General features: G+C 41.1%; 14 protein-coding genes and 1 pseudogene. 11 read left to right on the top strand and 4 right to left on the bottom strand.

Translation table 11 applies throughout. The annotated features are described in order from the left end of the window. Positions 1-46: 46 nt before the first annotated feature. The 4 genes from ACJ7Z2_RS06745 to ACJ7Z2_RS06730 all read left to right on the top strand — a co-directional run bounded on the left by ACJ7Z2_RS06745 (position 47) and on the right by ACJ7Z2_RS06730 (position 1901). Positions 47-358, top strand: a complete 312-nt coding sequence (locus ACJ7Z2_RS06745) for a YqcC family protein (protein ID WP_409499760.1) — start codon at positions 47-49, stop codon at positions 356-358. 163 nt (positions 359-521) lie between these two features. Then, positions 522-1250, top strand: coding sequence for a tRNA pseudouridine(65) synthase TruC (truC, locus tag ACJ7Z2_RS06740; protein WP_409499759.1), 729 nt, complete (start codon positions 522-524; stop codon positions 1248-1250). 17 nt (positions 1251-1267) lie between these two features. After that, complete coding sequence (locus ACJ7Z2_RS06735) at positions 1268-1432, top strand: YoaH family protein (protein ID WP_409499758.1); 165 nt, start codon at positions 1268-1270, stop codon at positions 1430-1432. Then, positions 1425-1901, top strand: coding sequence for a hypothetical protein (locus ACJ7Z2_RS06730; RefSeq protein WP_409499757.1), 477 nt, complete (start codon positions 1425-1427; stop codon positions 1899-1901). Before ACJ7Z2_RS06735 ends, ACJ7Z2_RS06730 begins: the two co-directional genes overlap by 8 nt. Before the next feature lie 41 nt (positions 1902-1942). Here the strand turns inward: ACJ7Z2_RS06730 and ACJ7Z2_RS06725 are convergent, their stop codons facing one another. Continuing rightward, the gene (locus ACJ7Z2_RS06725) at positions 1943-2794 is read right to left on the bottom strand and encodes an inorganic triphosphatase (RefSeq protein WP_409499756.1); all 852 of its coding nucleotides are present in this window, start codon (positions 2792-2794) and stop codon (positions 1943-1945) included. Between the two features lie 60 nt (positions 2795-2854). Here ACJ7Z2_RS06725 and ACJ7Z2_RS06720 point away from each other — a divergent pair, with 60 nt between their 5' ends. The 7 genes and pseudogenes from ACJ7Z2_RS06720 to holA all read left to right on the top strand — a co-directional run bounded on the left by ACJ7Z2_RS06720 (position 2855) and on the right by holA (position 11194). Continuing rightward, the gene (locus ACJ7Z2_RS06720) at positions 2855-4264 is read left to right on the top strand and encodes a YcjX family protein (RefSeq protein ID WP_409499755.1); all 1410 of its coding nucleotides are present in this window, start codon (positions 2855-2857) and stop codon (positions 4262-4264) included. 141 nt (positions 4265-4405) lie between these two features. Beyond that, positions 4406-4885: an SsrA-binding protein SmpB gene (gene smpB / locus ACJ7Z2_RS06715; RefSeq protein WP_409499754.1), complete on the top strand. Its 480-nt coding sequence runs from the start codon at positions 4406-4408 to the stop codon at positions 4883-4885. A gap of 63 nt (positions 4886-4948) precedes the next feature. Further along, on the top strand, positions 4949-6256 hold the full coding sequence (gene serS, locus ACJ7Z2_RS06710) for a serine--tRNA ligase (RefSeq protein WP_409499753.1): 1308 nt from the start codon (positions 4949-4951) through the stop codon (positions 6254-6256). A gap of 462 nt (positions 6257-6718) precedes the next feature. Further along, positions 6719-6847 (top strand): annotated as a pseudogene (locus ACJ7Z2_RS06705) (excalibur calcium-binding domain-containing protein); the annotation flags it as partial. A gap of 112 nt (positions 6848-6959) precedes the next feature. Next, positions 6960-9545, top strand: a complete 2586-nt coding sequence (gene leuS / locus ACJ7Z2_RS06700; protein WP_409499752.1) for a leucine--tRNA ligase — start codon at positions 6960-6962, stop codon at positions 9543-9545. A gap of 92 nt (positions 9546-9637) precedes the next feature. Next, positions 9638-10126, top strand: coding sequence for an LPS assembly lipoprotein LptE (lptE, locus tag ACJ7Z2_RS06695; protein ID WP_409499751.1), 489 nt, complete (start codon positions 9638-9640; stop codon positions 10124-10126). A gap of 42 nt (positions 10127-10168) precedes the next feature. Continuing rightward, positions 10169-11194 carry a DNA polymerase III subunit delta gene (gene holA / locus ACJ7Z2_RS06690; protein WP_409499750.1) on the top strand — a complete coding sequence of 342 codons (1026 nt, stop codon included), beginning with the start codon at positions 10169-10171 and terminating at the stop codon, positions 11192-11194. Between the two features lies 1 nt (position 11195). On the opposite strand, the gene yacG is transcribed toward holA, so the two are convergent. The 3 genes from yacG to ACJ7Z2_RS06675 are packed head-to-tail and all read right to left on the bottom strand — an operon-like array spanning position 11196 to position 12695. Then, on the bottom strand, positions 11196-11381 hold the full coding sequence (gene yacG / locus ACJ7Z2_RS06685) for a DNA gyrase inhibitor YacG (protein WP_409499749.1): 186 nt from the start codon (positions 11379-11381) through the stop codon (positions 11196-11198). Further along, positions 11363-11998, bottom strand: coding sequence for a dephospho-CoA kinase (gene coaE / locus ACJ7Z2_RS06680; RefSeq protein ID WP_020831305.1), 636 nt, complete (start codon positions 11996-11998; stop codon positions 11363-11365). Before coaE ends, yacG begins: the two co-directional genes overlap by 19 nt. Positions 11999-12038: 40 nt before the next feature. Next, positions 12039-12695: a prepilin peptidase gene (locus tag ACJ7Z2_RS06675; protein ID WP_409499748.1), complete on the bottom strand. Its 657-nt coding sequence runs from the start codon at positions 12693-12695 to the stop codon at positions 12039-12041. Between the last annotated feature and the right edge of the window lie 2 nt (positions 12696-12697).

The following is a 12697-nucleotide window of genomic DNA, read 5'->3' as shown; positions in this document are numbered from 1 at the left end:
CCCTTATTTTTACCCGAAAAAGCCTCATTTCACAAGCAAAACTAAGATGAAATCACAAGTTATACAGCATTTATCTGATTTAGAAATCGCCCTTAGAGTTAATCAACTTTGGGAGGTGACACCACCAAGCCCTGAAGCCTTAGCCAATGAACAACCTTTCTGCGTGGAAACTTTAACCCCAACCCAATGGCTACAGTGGATTTTTATTCCCAGAATGCGAGCCATTTTAGATGCAAATGCCGATTTACCTCGCAATTTTGCAATCACCCCTTATTTAGAAGAGGCATTGAAAAACGAGAGTTATTTACAAGCAATTTGTGAACCGCTATTAGGCTTGGAAACGTTGTTGAAAGATTAATTTCTCTCTCAGTTCTTTTATTAATCTGACAAATCTTGTTGATAGCGCCAGCGTCCACGCTGGTGCTAAGTTTAATGCTAAATTAATCGTTTGTTTCAAAATTTGGCACAAGCGAGGACGCTTGCGCCATCATAGAGATTTGATAAATTATACTTAATGTATTATGACTTTAGATATTTTATACCAAGACGACTTTCTTATCGCCATCAACAAACCTGCCGGAATGTTGGTGCATCGTTCTTGGTTAGATAAGCACGAAACGGTGTTTGCAATGCAAACCCTGCGGGATCAAATCGGGCAACACGTTTTTCCGATTCACCGCCTTGACCGCCCAACCTCCGGAGTGTTGCTTTTTGCTCTCAACAGTGAAACAGCCCGAGTAATGAGCGAACAATTTGAGCAACATCAAGTGCAAAAAATTTATTTGGCGGTGGTACGTGGCTATTTACAAGGTTCGGCACAAATTGATTATCCACTTAAAGTGATTTTAGATAAAATTGCGGATAAATTTTCACAGGAAAAAGAGGCTCAAGCAGCCATTACGGATTATAAAGGCTTGGCAAAGGTTGAAATGCCTTACGCTGTCGGCAAACACCAAACCGCTCGTTATAGTTTGGTTGAACTTAGTCCTAAAACCGGGCGGAAACATCAGCTACGTCGCCATCTGAAACACCTGTTTCACCCGATTATGGGAGACAGCAAATATGGCGATTTACACCAAAACCGTGCTTTAGCTGAAAAATCAGGCGTAAGTCGTTTAATGTTACACGCCCATAAATTGCAATTTCAGCACCCGAAAAATTTGCAAAAAATAGAGATAATTGCACCGTTTGATGAGCAATGGCAACGCCTCTTTGCATTTTTTGACTGGAACTTTACTCAATATTATTAGACAAAAAAGAGGATTGAATGGATAATTCACTTTTATCATTGACACACGAGCAACAACAAGCCGCAGTGGAAGAAATTCAAAAACTGATGGCAGAAGGCGTAAGTGCCGGAGAAGCAATTCAACGTATTGCTAATCAATTACGTGACAAACATCAAATATTGGAGAAATCAAACAATGAATAGATTATGGACAGTGCTTGCCCTAACAATAACTTCCCACTATAGCTTTGCTGCCGCTGAAAAAACAGTCACTAAAGATTTACCGGCAGAAGGAAAACCTGCAGTCGTGCTACAGGTTTTTGATGAAAGTGGAAAAATTGCAAAACCTATTAAGGGGAATAAGCTCTTTATTAGCAAAAAACAAACAAGGCTTTGCTGGCACAGTATTAATCTTCCTGTACAAAATAAAGTTACTATTGCAGAAGCTTTCTATGCTCCTGCTGCAATGAAATTAGCTTCTCCCGGCTCTAAAATTGATTCTTCTGCTGACAAGAAAAATCATACTATCATTACTGAAATAAACCTTGCGAATAATCAAGTATTAAATCGTTGCTGGGGTTTTGATAAAACTGACCCTGTCGGTAAATACAAAATGGAAATTCAAATTAACGATCACATTTTCAAAGGTTTAGAATTTGAAATTGTAAAATAACTTAAAAGCCACAGAGTATATACTCTCTGTGGCTTTCTTTATTAGAATTGTTGTTTCAATGCCTTTAAATTATCCTCTAAATAAGCCTGACTTTTCACAAAGGCTCTCGCCTGTTGCCAGTTGCTAAATTGTTGCTGAGTGCATTGATTAAAACGTGCCAGCACTTCTGATTTTTCATTACCGATACGAATAAAATCAGCCAATAATTGAGCTAATTTTTCACTGTTTTCCCCCACCACTGCGGTTGCAATTTTTTGCTCAAATTTGACCGCTTGCCCAAGCAAATAACCCCGCTGGGCTTTGCTTAAATTGCTCAACCACATCCCATTCGCTTTTGGTATTGCATCAACCAAGGTAAACAAATCGCTCAATTCTCCCTGCTTGATTTCAAATTCCAATTCACAAATCGGCTCTTCACCAAAATGATTTTTAATGGTGCCCAAATCTAACGCTACCTCAAGTTCAGACTGCCCCACTCGCAACAACCAAGTTTTGCGGGTGAAGTCGGTGCTGAAAGTCGCTTGCAGGCTTTCTGCAATCTGCTCTGAATTTTCAAACGGCAACTGGTATTTTTCCACTAATGTTTGAAAATCCGGCTGGCTATTGGGTAAGGCTAAATTATATTCCGGGCGAATATGCAGACCGCCTACAATTTCCCCTTGCGTTTTTAGCGTGATTTCATATTGTTGATTCACGGAACGCACCCGTAACCCCATTTTTTGCGTAGCAAAAAATTGTGCCGGGGTATCATAATAGGTGTTGCCTAACAGTTCTGTTTGATGAGCAAGCACAGGGAATGGCATGGTTTGATTCAAGTAGTTTTCCACTAACGCCACATTCTGCGGCTCCAACATTATTTTCAGTTCGATTTCTGCTTGTTTTTGGTTTTCCATTTCACACGCCCCTGCAACGTTGTATAATCAAGCGGTTATTTTATCAATAAATTTTGCAAAATGTTTTCAAAAATTCACCACAAACTGAATAACTTTGTCCAGCGTGGACTCGACAACCATTTACGCCTCGCCGTTACCGGCTTAAGCCGTAGTGGTAAAACGGCGTTTATTACCAGCTTGGTTGATCAGCTTTTGCATATCAACAAAGGCGGTAATTCGCATTTAAACCTGTTTGCGCCTGCACGCCACGGGCAGATTCTATCGGTAAAACGCGTTGAGCAAGGGGATTTAACTATTCCTCGTTTTGAATATGACAAAAACCGGCAATGTTTTGAAGCCCAGCCTCCCTGTTGGCCAAATTCAACTACCGGCATCAGCGAAATTCGCCTTGCAATTCGCTACCAACGGCAACATTCCCTGCTGCGTCATATTAAGGAAACCGGCACGCTTTATTTGGATATTTTCGACTACCCGGGCGAATGGTTGCTAGATTTACCCTTGCTCTCCCTTTCCTATAAAGAGTGGTCGCAAACGCAACAAAATGTGCATAAAGATGAGCGTGCAGAGCTTGCCACGCCTTGGTTACAAGCGGTTAAAAAACTCGATCTTTTTGCAAAAGCTGATGAAAATTTACTGGCAGACCTCAGCCAACAATACACCGATTATTTGCTCGCCTGCAAAGCTCAAGGAATGCAATATATTCAGCCGGGGCGGTTTGTACTGCCCACTGAGAACGCCAAAGGTGCACCGGTTTTCCAATTTTTTCCGTTATTAGATTTAAGCGAAACGGATTGGGAGAAATTGGAACAAAGCGACAGAAACAGTGTTTTCCATACTCTCAAAAAACGCTATGAGCATTACCAGAAAAAAATCGTTAAGCCGTTTTATGAAGATTACTTCTCGCAATTTGACCGCCAAGTGATTCTGGCAGACTGCCTAACTCCGTTAAATTATGGCTACAATGAATTTATGGAAATGAAATTAGGGTTACAGCAACTGTTTAAACATTTTCATTATGGCAATCGTTCGCTGTTCCACCGCCTGTTTTCGTCAAATATTGACAAACTGCTGTTTATCGCAACAAAGGCGGATCACATTACCAGCGACCAAGTGCCAAATTTAGAAAGCCTAATGCGACAATTAGTGCAAGAAGGCGGAAGACACGCAGAATTTGACGGTATCGAAACCGGCTATTTAGCCATTTCCTCGATTCAAGCGACCGATGCGGTGAAAGTGACTCAGCAGGATAAAGTTATTAAAGCGATAAGAGGGATTCGTTCTAGCGACAGAAAACAAGTCACGCTCTACCCCGGCACAGTGCCAAGCCGTTTACCGGATAAGCATTACTGGCAATTTAACCGTTTTGAATTTGATCAATTCGAGCCCAAACAAATTGCCTACGACCAACCGATTCCACACCTCAGAATGGATTCGGTGCTACAATTTTTATTGGCGGATATGTTTGAGTAATTACAAGCGGTGATTTTTCTCTGGCTTTTTGCAAAAAATTCAGCAAATTTGACCGCTTGTAAACCTTTCCGCCCTTTGGTTGTTCACTGTTTAGCTTGTTTAGGGTAGAATTTAAGGAATTTTTATAAGACTTTTAAAATTATGGCAAAAAAACCTAAAGTTGCATCAAATACGATTGCATTAAATAAACGTGCCAGACACGAATATTTCATTGAAGATGAAATTGAAGCCGGCTTAGCGCTACAAGGCTGGGAAGTCAAAGCATTGCGTGCCGGCAAAGGCAATATCAGCGATAGCTATGTGATATTTCGCAATGGCGAAGCTTTCTTGTTTGGGGCAATGATTACGCCTTTGAATATGGCATCCACTCATATTGTCAGCGACCCAACCCGCACCCGAAAACTTTTACTGAATAAACGTGAGTTAGACTCACTGTTCGGTAAAGTCAATCGTGAAGGTTATACCATTGTTGCCACCTCAATGTATTGGAAAAATGCGTGGGTGAAAGTAAAAATCGGCTTAGCCAAAGGTAAAAAACTGCACGATAAACGTGAAGATATTAAAGACCGTGAATGGCAAGTGGCTAAACAGCGTATTATGAAAAATGCCAATCGTGGCTAAATGAATAATTACTCTCTCCCATAAAGAGAGAGTGAAAAACAAATTTAAACTAAGGAACATAAAATGATCGACCAAAACCTACTTCGTACCAATTTAGAAGACATTGCTGCAGCTCTTAAAATCAAACGTAATTTTATTTTAGATGTAGAGCGGGTAAAAAACCTTGAAGAACAACGTAAAACGCTACAAGTTAAAACAGAAACCTTACAAGCAGAACGTAACACTCGTTCTAAAAATATCGGTGCAGCAAAAGCCCGTGGCGAAGATATTTCAGCCTTATTAGCCGAAGTGGATTCAATGGGCAACGAATTAGACACTGCGAAAGTAGAATTGGATAAAGTACAGGCAGAAATCCGTGAGTTATTGCTTTCTGTACCAAACTTACCGGCAGATGAAGTGCCTCTTGGTAAAGACGACAGCGAGAATTTAGAAGTATTACGTTGGGGTGAACCACGTCAATTTGACTTTGAAGTTCAAGATCACGTTACCCTTGGCGAAAACTTAAACGGTTTAGATTTTGCTGCCGGTGTAAAATTAACCGCCAGCCGTTTTGTGGTGATGAAAGGTAAACTTGCCCGTTTACATCGTGCATTATCTCAATTTATGTTGGATTTACACACTGAACAACACGGCTATGTGGAAACCAATGTGCCATTTTTAGTCAATCACGACACTCTATACGGCACAGGTCAGCTACCAAAATTTGGCGAAGATTTATTCCATACTCAACCATTAACAGGGCAAGATCCAAACGAGGTGCAACGCCCATTCGGTTTGATTCCAACCGCTGAAGTGCCAGTAACGAACTTAGTGCGAGATGAAATCATTGATGAAGACAGCTTACCACTGCGTTATACCGCCCACACTCCTTGTTTCCGTGCAGAAGCCGGTTCTTATGGGCGTGATACTCGTGGTTTAATTCGTATGCACCAATTTGAAAAAGTGGAAATGGTGCAAATTGTCGCCCCTGAAAAATCAATGGAAGCCTTAGAAGAATTAACCGGTCACGCTGAGAAAGTATTACAACTTTTAGGCTTGCCATACCGCAAAGTTCTACTCTGCACTGGTGATATGGGCTTTGGTGCGGCAAAAACCTACGACTTAGAAGTGTGGCTACCGGCACAAAACACTTACCGTGAGATTTCTTCTTGCTCAAATATGTGGGATTTCCAAGCCCGCCGAATGTCTGCCCGCTGCAAAGCCAAAGGCGACAAGAAAACTCGCTTGGTTCACACCTTAAACGGCTCGGGTTTAGCGGTTGGTCGTACACTGGTTGCTGTGCTAGAAAACTACCAAAATGCGGACGGTTCTATTACTGTACCTGAGGTGTTAAGACCTTATATGGGTGGTTTGGAAGTAATTGCAGCTTAATAATTAATAAATGAAACCAATCTCAGAAATGGGGTTGGTTTTTTTGTTTATGGAGGCTATATGGCAAGACGTAGAAAAATAAAAGGTTCAGGCAATATAGGGGGCTTTATGCTAATACTCTTCGTTGCCAGCGGACTATCTAAATGTATTGGTGGAGATTCCAAAGAACCTTTAAAAGGGAGCTCTACACAAACTCAATCATTAGTGCAATCAATAGATACACCATCTAAACCAGCTCAAAATTCATCTCTAATAAACGATCAGGAAAAAGAGAAAGATGTTCTTATATCTACAAAAGAGATCCCCTTAAATTCAAATAATCAAAAACAAAATTATTCTAAGAAAATAAATCACCCAGAATCAGCCAAAACATTATCTACTTCACAAACTAAAGTAAAACCAAAGACAAACACAAAACAACTAAACTCTAGAAATACTCAAAAGCCAGCAACATCATTACAATGTGGGGGAAAACGATATTGTTCAGAAATGAATAACTGTGCTGAGGCTAAATTTTATTTACGCCAATGTGGCATAAAAAGCTTAGATAGAGATCGAGATGGAATACCTTGTGAGTCAATATGTGGCTAATAGCAAAAATTTGCAAAAAACCAGCTAAATTCCACCGCTTGCCATTCAAAAAAAGGCGTTTTTGCGGTATCCTATCGGCAATTTTTTCAGTTAAATTTAAAGGTTAAATTTTATGCAACAGCAGTATAACCCAAGTGAGATTGAACCTAAGGTTCAGCGTTATTGGGCAGAAAATAAAGTTTTTAAAGCAGTTAAAGACGTTACCAAAGAGAAATATTATTGCCTTTCAATGTTGCCTTATCCGTCAGGTAAGCTACATATGGGGCACGTGCGTAACTACACCATTGGTGATGTAGTGTCTCGTTATCAGCGAATGATCGGTAAAAATGTATTACAGCCAATGGGTTGGGACGCTTTCGGTTTACCGGCGGAAGGTGCTGCGGTGAAAAATAATACCGCACCGGCAAAATGGACTTACGAAAACATCGAATATATGAAAGGTCAGCTTAAAATGTTGGGCTTCTCTTATGACTGGGATCGTGAAGTCACCACTTGCCGTCCGGAATACTACAAATGGGAGCAATGGTTCTTCACTGAGCTTTATAAAAAAGGCTTGGTGTATAAAAAAACCTCAACCGTAAACTGGTGTCCGAATGATGAAACCGTACTTGCCAACGAGCAAGTGCACGAAGGTTGTTGCTGGCGTTGTGACACCCCGGTGGAACAGCGTGAAATTCCGCAATGGTTTATCAAAATCACTGACTATGCTGAAGAATTATTAACGCAGTTAGATAATCTCCCACAGTGGCCGGATCAAGTAAAAACCATGCAACGCAACTGGATCGGTCGTTCCGAAGGGGTAGAAATCACCTTTAAAATTGCCGGTTCAAATGCAGAATTACCGGTTTACACTACCCGTCCGGATACCTTCTTCGGCGTAAGCTATGTGGCGATTGCTGCGGCTCACCCATTAGCAGAATTAGCTGCACAAAATAATCCGGCATTGGCTGAATTTATCCGTGAAGCGAAAAACACCAAAGTGGCAGAAGCAGAATTAGCCACCATGGAGAAAAAAGGAATGGCAACCGGCTTGTTTGCTATTCACCCATTAACAGGCAAAGAAGTACCGGTTTGGGTCGCAAACTTCGTGTTAATGCACTACGGTACAGGTGCAGTAATGGCAGTTCCGGCTCACGATGAGCGTGACTTTGAATTTGCACAAAAATACGATTTGCAAATTAATCAGGTAATTCAACCGCTTGATGGTTCAGAGTGGGACTTCAGCAAAGCGGCTTACACCGAACACGGTAAATTAATCAACTCTGCCGAGTTTGACGGCTTAGAATTTGATACGGCTTTCAATGCAATTGCCGATAAATTAGAAGCAATGGGCGTAGGTAAACGCCAAGTAAACTTCCGCCTGCGTGACTGGGGCGTTTCTCGCCAACGTTATTGGGGTGCACCAATCCCAATGATGACGACAGAAGAGGGCGAAGTGGTTACCGTTCCATTACAAGATTTACCGGTGATTCTGCCTGAAGATGTGGTAATGAACGGCGTTCAAAGCCCGATTAAAGCGGATCCTGAGTGGGCCAAAACCACTTACAACGGCAAACCGGCATTGCGTGAGACCGATACCTTCGATACCTTTATGGAATCCTCTTGGTACTATGCACGCTATACTTGCCCACAATATCACGAAGGAATGTTAGATTCAGACGAGGCAAACTACTGGCTACCGGTCGATCAATATATCGGCGGCATTGAGCACGCCACAATGCACTTGCTCTACTTCCGTTTCTTCCACAAATTATTGCGTGATGCAGGCATTTTAAATTCGGACGAACCGGCGACTAAACTGTTATGCCAAGGTATGGTACTTGCCGATGCGTTCTATTACACCAGCCCGACTAACGAGCGTATTTGGGTCAGTCCGACACAAGTCACATTAGAACGTGATGAGAAAGGTCGTATCATCAAAGCAACCGATCCACAAGGGCGTGAGCTGGTTCACAGCGGTATGACTAAAATGTCGAAATCAAAGAACAACGGTATCGATCCGCAAGAAATGGTGGAAAAATATGGTGCTGACACAGTTCGCTTGTTTATGATGTTTGCCTCCCCTGCGGAAATGACATTAGAATGGCAAGAATCCGGCGTTGAAGGGGCAAAACGTTTCTTAGGTCGTGTTTGGAATTTAGTGTATAACTATGCTCAAGATCCGGCAACGACTGCATTAGATGTGAATGCCTTAGACAAAGCTCAAAAAGAACTTCGCCGTGATGTACACAAAACCATCGCTAAGGTGAGTGATGATATTGGTCGTCGTCAAACCTTCAATACAGCGATTGCTGCGGTGATGGAATTGATGAACAAGCTCACCAAAGCCCCACTTGAAACCGAACAAGATAAAGCCGTAATGGCAGAAGCATTAAGTGCGGTGGTGCGTATGCTTTACCCAATCACGCCACATATCTGCTTTGAGTTATGGCAAGTATTAGGCAATGAGCAAACCATCGATTTTGCCCCTTGGGTACAAGCTGACGAATCCGCTATGGTGGAAGACGAAAAATTGGTGGTAGTACAAGTAAACGGAAAAGTGCGTGGAAAAATCACTGTTTCAGCAACCGCAACGGAAGATGAAGTTAAAGCCATCGCCAAAGCCGATCCAAACGTGGCTAAATTCTTAGATGGTCAGCAGATTGTAAAAGAAATCTACATTCCATTTAAAATGTTGAGCTTTGCAGTAAAAGGATAATATCCGTATAAATAGATGGTGCAAGCGTTACGTTTGTACCATTTTAATCAATGGCATAAGCGTAACGCTTACACCGATTTAGAGGAAAAGTTATGATTAAAAAACTCTCTCTCATTGCTGTTTTTGCTCTTACCGCCTGCGGTTGGCACTTTAAAAACAATGAGGTATTACCTGAATCGCTCAGAACATTAACCTTTGAAAGTGCAGATCAACATAGCGAAATGTCTCGAATTTTACGCAATCAGTTACAACTAAGCGATGTAAAATTAGTGCCAAGCTCTGCTAATGTGGCAAAACTACGTTTGGTTTCAACCTCAACAGATAGCAAGGTAGTTTCTGTATTTAAACAAGCCCGTGAAGCAGAAAAAATCTTAACGCTAAACGTTGATGCGATTGCCGATATTCCAAATAAAGGGCAATACCCATTAGAAGTTTCAGTTCACCGTACATTCTTTGATGATTCTCGTGCAGCACTGGCAAAATCCGCTGAAAAAGAGATGATTATGAAAGATATGTATGAACAAGCCTCTCGCCAATTAATTATCAAAATGGCGGGCTTAAAAAAAGAACTTTCAAAATAATCATTGTAGGGGCGAAATATATTTCGCCCATTGTTTATCTATATGCAAAAAATCTTTCCGGAAACACTTCAACTTTCATTAAACAAAGGCCTGCAGCCCTTTTATCTATTAACAGGGAACGATCTACTATTGGTGAATGAAACCAAAGATGCCATTATTCACACCGCCCGCCTCAACGGTTTTGATGAAAAAAAAGAAGTTGAAATCAAAAACGACACCAACTGGGAAGAGCTTTTTGAAACAGCCCAATCAATGGGATTGTTTTTTGCACGCCAAATTATGGTACTGAATTTTCCGGATTCCCCCACGGCAACACAGTTTAAAAAACTGGCTGAGCTTTGCACCTTCATTCATGGTGATTTGCTCTTTATTCTGCACTTACCTAAATTTTCCAAAACAATGGAAAAACAGGCTTGGTTCACGCAAATTGAGCCAAATCTCGTGCAAATCAACTGCCAAACACCGGAACTTAGCAAGCTCCCACAATGGGTAAATCATCGAGCAAAAGCGATGAATTTGCAGATTGAAAATGAAGCAACCCAACTGCTTTGTTATAGCTATGAAGGAAATCTACTGGCTCTTAAACAGGCATTACAACTGCTACAACTCAATGCGACTGATGGAAAAATCACGCTGACAAAAGCCCAAGAAGTGGTTGAACACTCCGCCCAATTTACCCCATTTCAATGGATTGATGCGTTATTTGAAGGGAAAATCCAAAGAGCTCAACGCATTTTGCACCATCTGCAAAATGAAGAAGTACAAGCGGTCGTTTTATTAAGAATTGTGCAAAAAGAGTTGATGATTTTGCTCGAAATCACACGGAACCCTACTGACGTGATTTCCAGCGAACAACCGCTTTTTATTGGTAATTTACGAACAGAATTTGACCGCCTGAAAATTTGGCAAAACCGCAGACCTTTTTACAACCAGATCACTCAACGACTGACTTACCAAAAACTTTACGCTCTAATCCAACAACTTGCTGAATTAGAGCGTAAGGTGAAACAAGAGTTTAGCGATGATATTTGGCAAGAGCTGGAACGTTTCTCCGCTAATTTTGCGTAAATCAATACTTTTCCAAATCCTCACTAAACAGTGTTTCTTCCACACTCGCAATACTATGCTTTTCCGCCGCCCAATCCCCTAAATCAATGAGCTGACAACGCTCACAACAAAACGGGCGGTATTTACTTTCTTTACTCCACACCACATCTTTTTCACAAGTCGGGCAGTTTACAATAGTTTCTGGCATTCTTTTTCCTTTTTTGCTAATGCTAAGTATTTATAATGTAAGGCTTGAACCTGCTCTTTAATTAAAAGCAAGCCCTGTTCAAATGGCAAGTTATTTTCAATCACATCATCAGCATAACTTAATCTTTCTTCACGGCTGACTTGGGCTGCCATAATATTTTTAATGGTTTCAATTTTACTGTTATCACGTTTGGTTGCTCTTTCCAGTTGGATTTCAGGAGAAACATCAACAACCAATATGCGATCACAATATTCGGTGAGCTTATTTTCAATTAAAAGCGGCACGACCCAAATCACATAACAAGCGGTCGATTCTTGCAATTTTTTTACCATTTCTTCTCGAATGGCGGGGTGAAGCAAATTATTGAGCCACGTTTTTTCCTGTTCATTGTTAAAGACAATTTGGCGAAGTTTAGTGCGTTCTAATGCTTTTTCAGCGGTTAAGATCTCTTCGCCAAAGTGTTCTACAATCTTGGCTAAAAGCGGTGTACCCGGTTCAACAACTTGGCGAGCCACCACATCAGCATCAATTACCTCTACCCCAAGAGCTGAAAATAAATCAGACACTGTGGTTTTGCCACTACCTATTCCACCGGTTAAGCCTACAACGTAAGTCATAAAAATTAATTCCTTTCCTCAAAATGAAAACAACTCAATTCTAGTAATTAATCCCCCTGCTTTCAAGCATTAGCACTAGCAACATCGCTGTGCTAATAAACGGAATAAACGCCAATTTTGCTAATTTCTGCTTTTTCATTATCCAATAAACCAAGAAATATCCAATCCCTAGCAGGCAAGCGGCTAATATCAATAAGAGCATTTTTTCGAGCCGAAAGAGTGGGGATAACGCAACCAATAGCAACATATCGCCGTAGCCAAATGCCTCCTTTTTAAACACAAGCTGTGATACACAGCCAATCAACAGGCAAAAAACAAGGGTAAAGGTAAAAGTTTGGTGTTGGAAATCGGCTAAACTCTCCCATAACACCAACAAAAAAATAAGCACGAGATAGCGAATATCCGTTAGGTAATAGCACATATCTAACAGTGATAAAAAACAGAGCAGAATAAAAATCGTGCCGATAATAGGGCTTTCCGAGCAAAGCATAATTAATGGGAAAAGGAGAAAAAATAGATTTGCCGATTGGGGCTGTTTCGGTTGTAGCAACGATTGAGCCAAAAACTGTTGCTCGGTTAAGCCAATATTCACCAATGAAGTCGTTTCTTGGTAAATTTGGTGATTAACTCTAATAGCAAATCGAGGGATCTCCGCTTTGAGCCAAACCGCAATGAAGAGGGAAAACAGTATTAACATCG

Source organism: Mannheimia glucosida (assembly GCF_046267875.1).
Classification (GTDB): Bacteria; Pseudomonadota; Gammaproteobacteria; order Enterobacterales; family Pasteurellaceae; genus Mannheimia; species Mannheimia glucosida.
Note: the sequence above shows the minus strand (reverse complement) of the source record. Positions and strands in the feature narration are given on the sequence as shown.

Excerpts from the sequence above, each read along its gene's own strand:
- lptE (WP_409499751.1), top strand. The coding sequence starts at position 9,638 with ATGATTAAAAAACTCTCTCTCATTGCTGTTTTTGCTCTTACCGCCTGC.
- leuS (WP_409499752.1), top strand. The coding sequence starts at position 6,960 with ATGCAACAGCAGTATAACCCAAGTGAGATTGAACCTAAGGTTCAGCGT.
- ACJ7Z2_RS06720 (WP_409499755.1), top strand. The coding sequence starts at position 2,855 with ATGTTTTCAAAAATTCACCACAAACTGAATAACTTTGTCCAGCGTGGA.
- yacG (WP_409499749.1), bottom strand. The coding sequence starts at position 11,381 with ATGCCAGAAACTATTGTAAACTGCCCGACTTGTGAAAAAGATGTGGTG.
- coaE (WP_020831305.1), bottom strand. The coding sequence starts at position 11,998 with ATGACTTACGTTGTAGGCTTAACCGGTGGAATAGGTAGTGGCAAAACC.
- ACJ7Z2_RS06735 (WP_409499758.1), top strand. The coding sequence starts at position 1,268 with ATGGATAATTCACTTTTATCATTGACACACGAGCAACAACAAGCCGCA.
- truC (WP_409499759.1), top strand. The coding sequence starts at position 522 with ATGACTTTAGATATTTTATACCAAGACGACTTTCTTATCGCCATCAAC.
- ACJ7Z2_RS06725 (WP_409499756.1), bottom strand. The coding sequence starts at position 2,794 with ATGGAAAACCAAAAACAAGCAGAAATCGAACTGAAAATAATGTTGGAG.
- holA (WP_409499750.1), top strand. The coding sequence starts at position 10,169 with ATGCAAAAAATCTTTCCGGAAACACTTCAACTTTCATTAAACAAAGGC.
- ACJ7Z2_RS06675 (WP_409499748.1), bottom strand. The coding sequence starts at position 12,695 with ATGTTAATACTGTTTTCCCTCTTCATTGCGGTTTGGCTCAAAGCGGAG.
- serS (WP_409499753.1), top strand. The coding sequence starts at position 4,949 with ATGATCGACCAAAACCTACTTCGTACCAATTTAGAAGACATTGCTGCA.
- smpB (WP_409499754.1), top strand. The coding sequence starts at position 4,406 with ATGGCAAAAAAACCTAAAGTTGCATCAAATACGATTGCATTAAATAAA.
- ACJ7Z2_RS06745 (WP_409499760.1), top strand. The coding sequence starts at position 47 with ATGAAATCACAAGTTATACAGCATTTATCTGATTTAGAAATCGCCCTT.
- ACJ7Z2_RS06730 (WP_409499757.1), top strand. The coding sequence starts at position 1,425 with ATGAATAGATTATGGACAGTGCTTGCCCTAACAATAACTTCCCACTAT.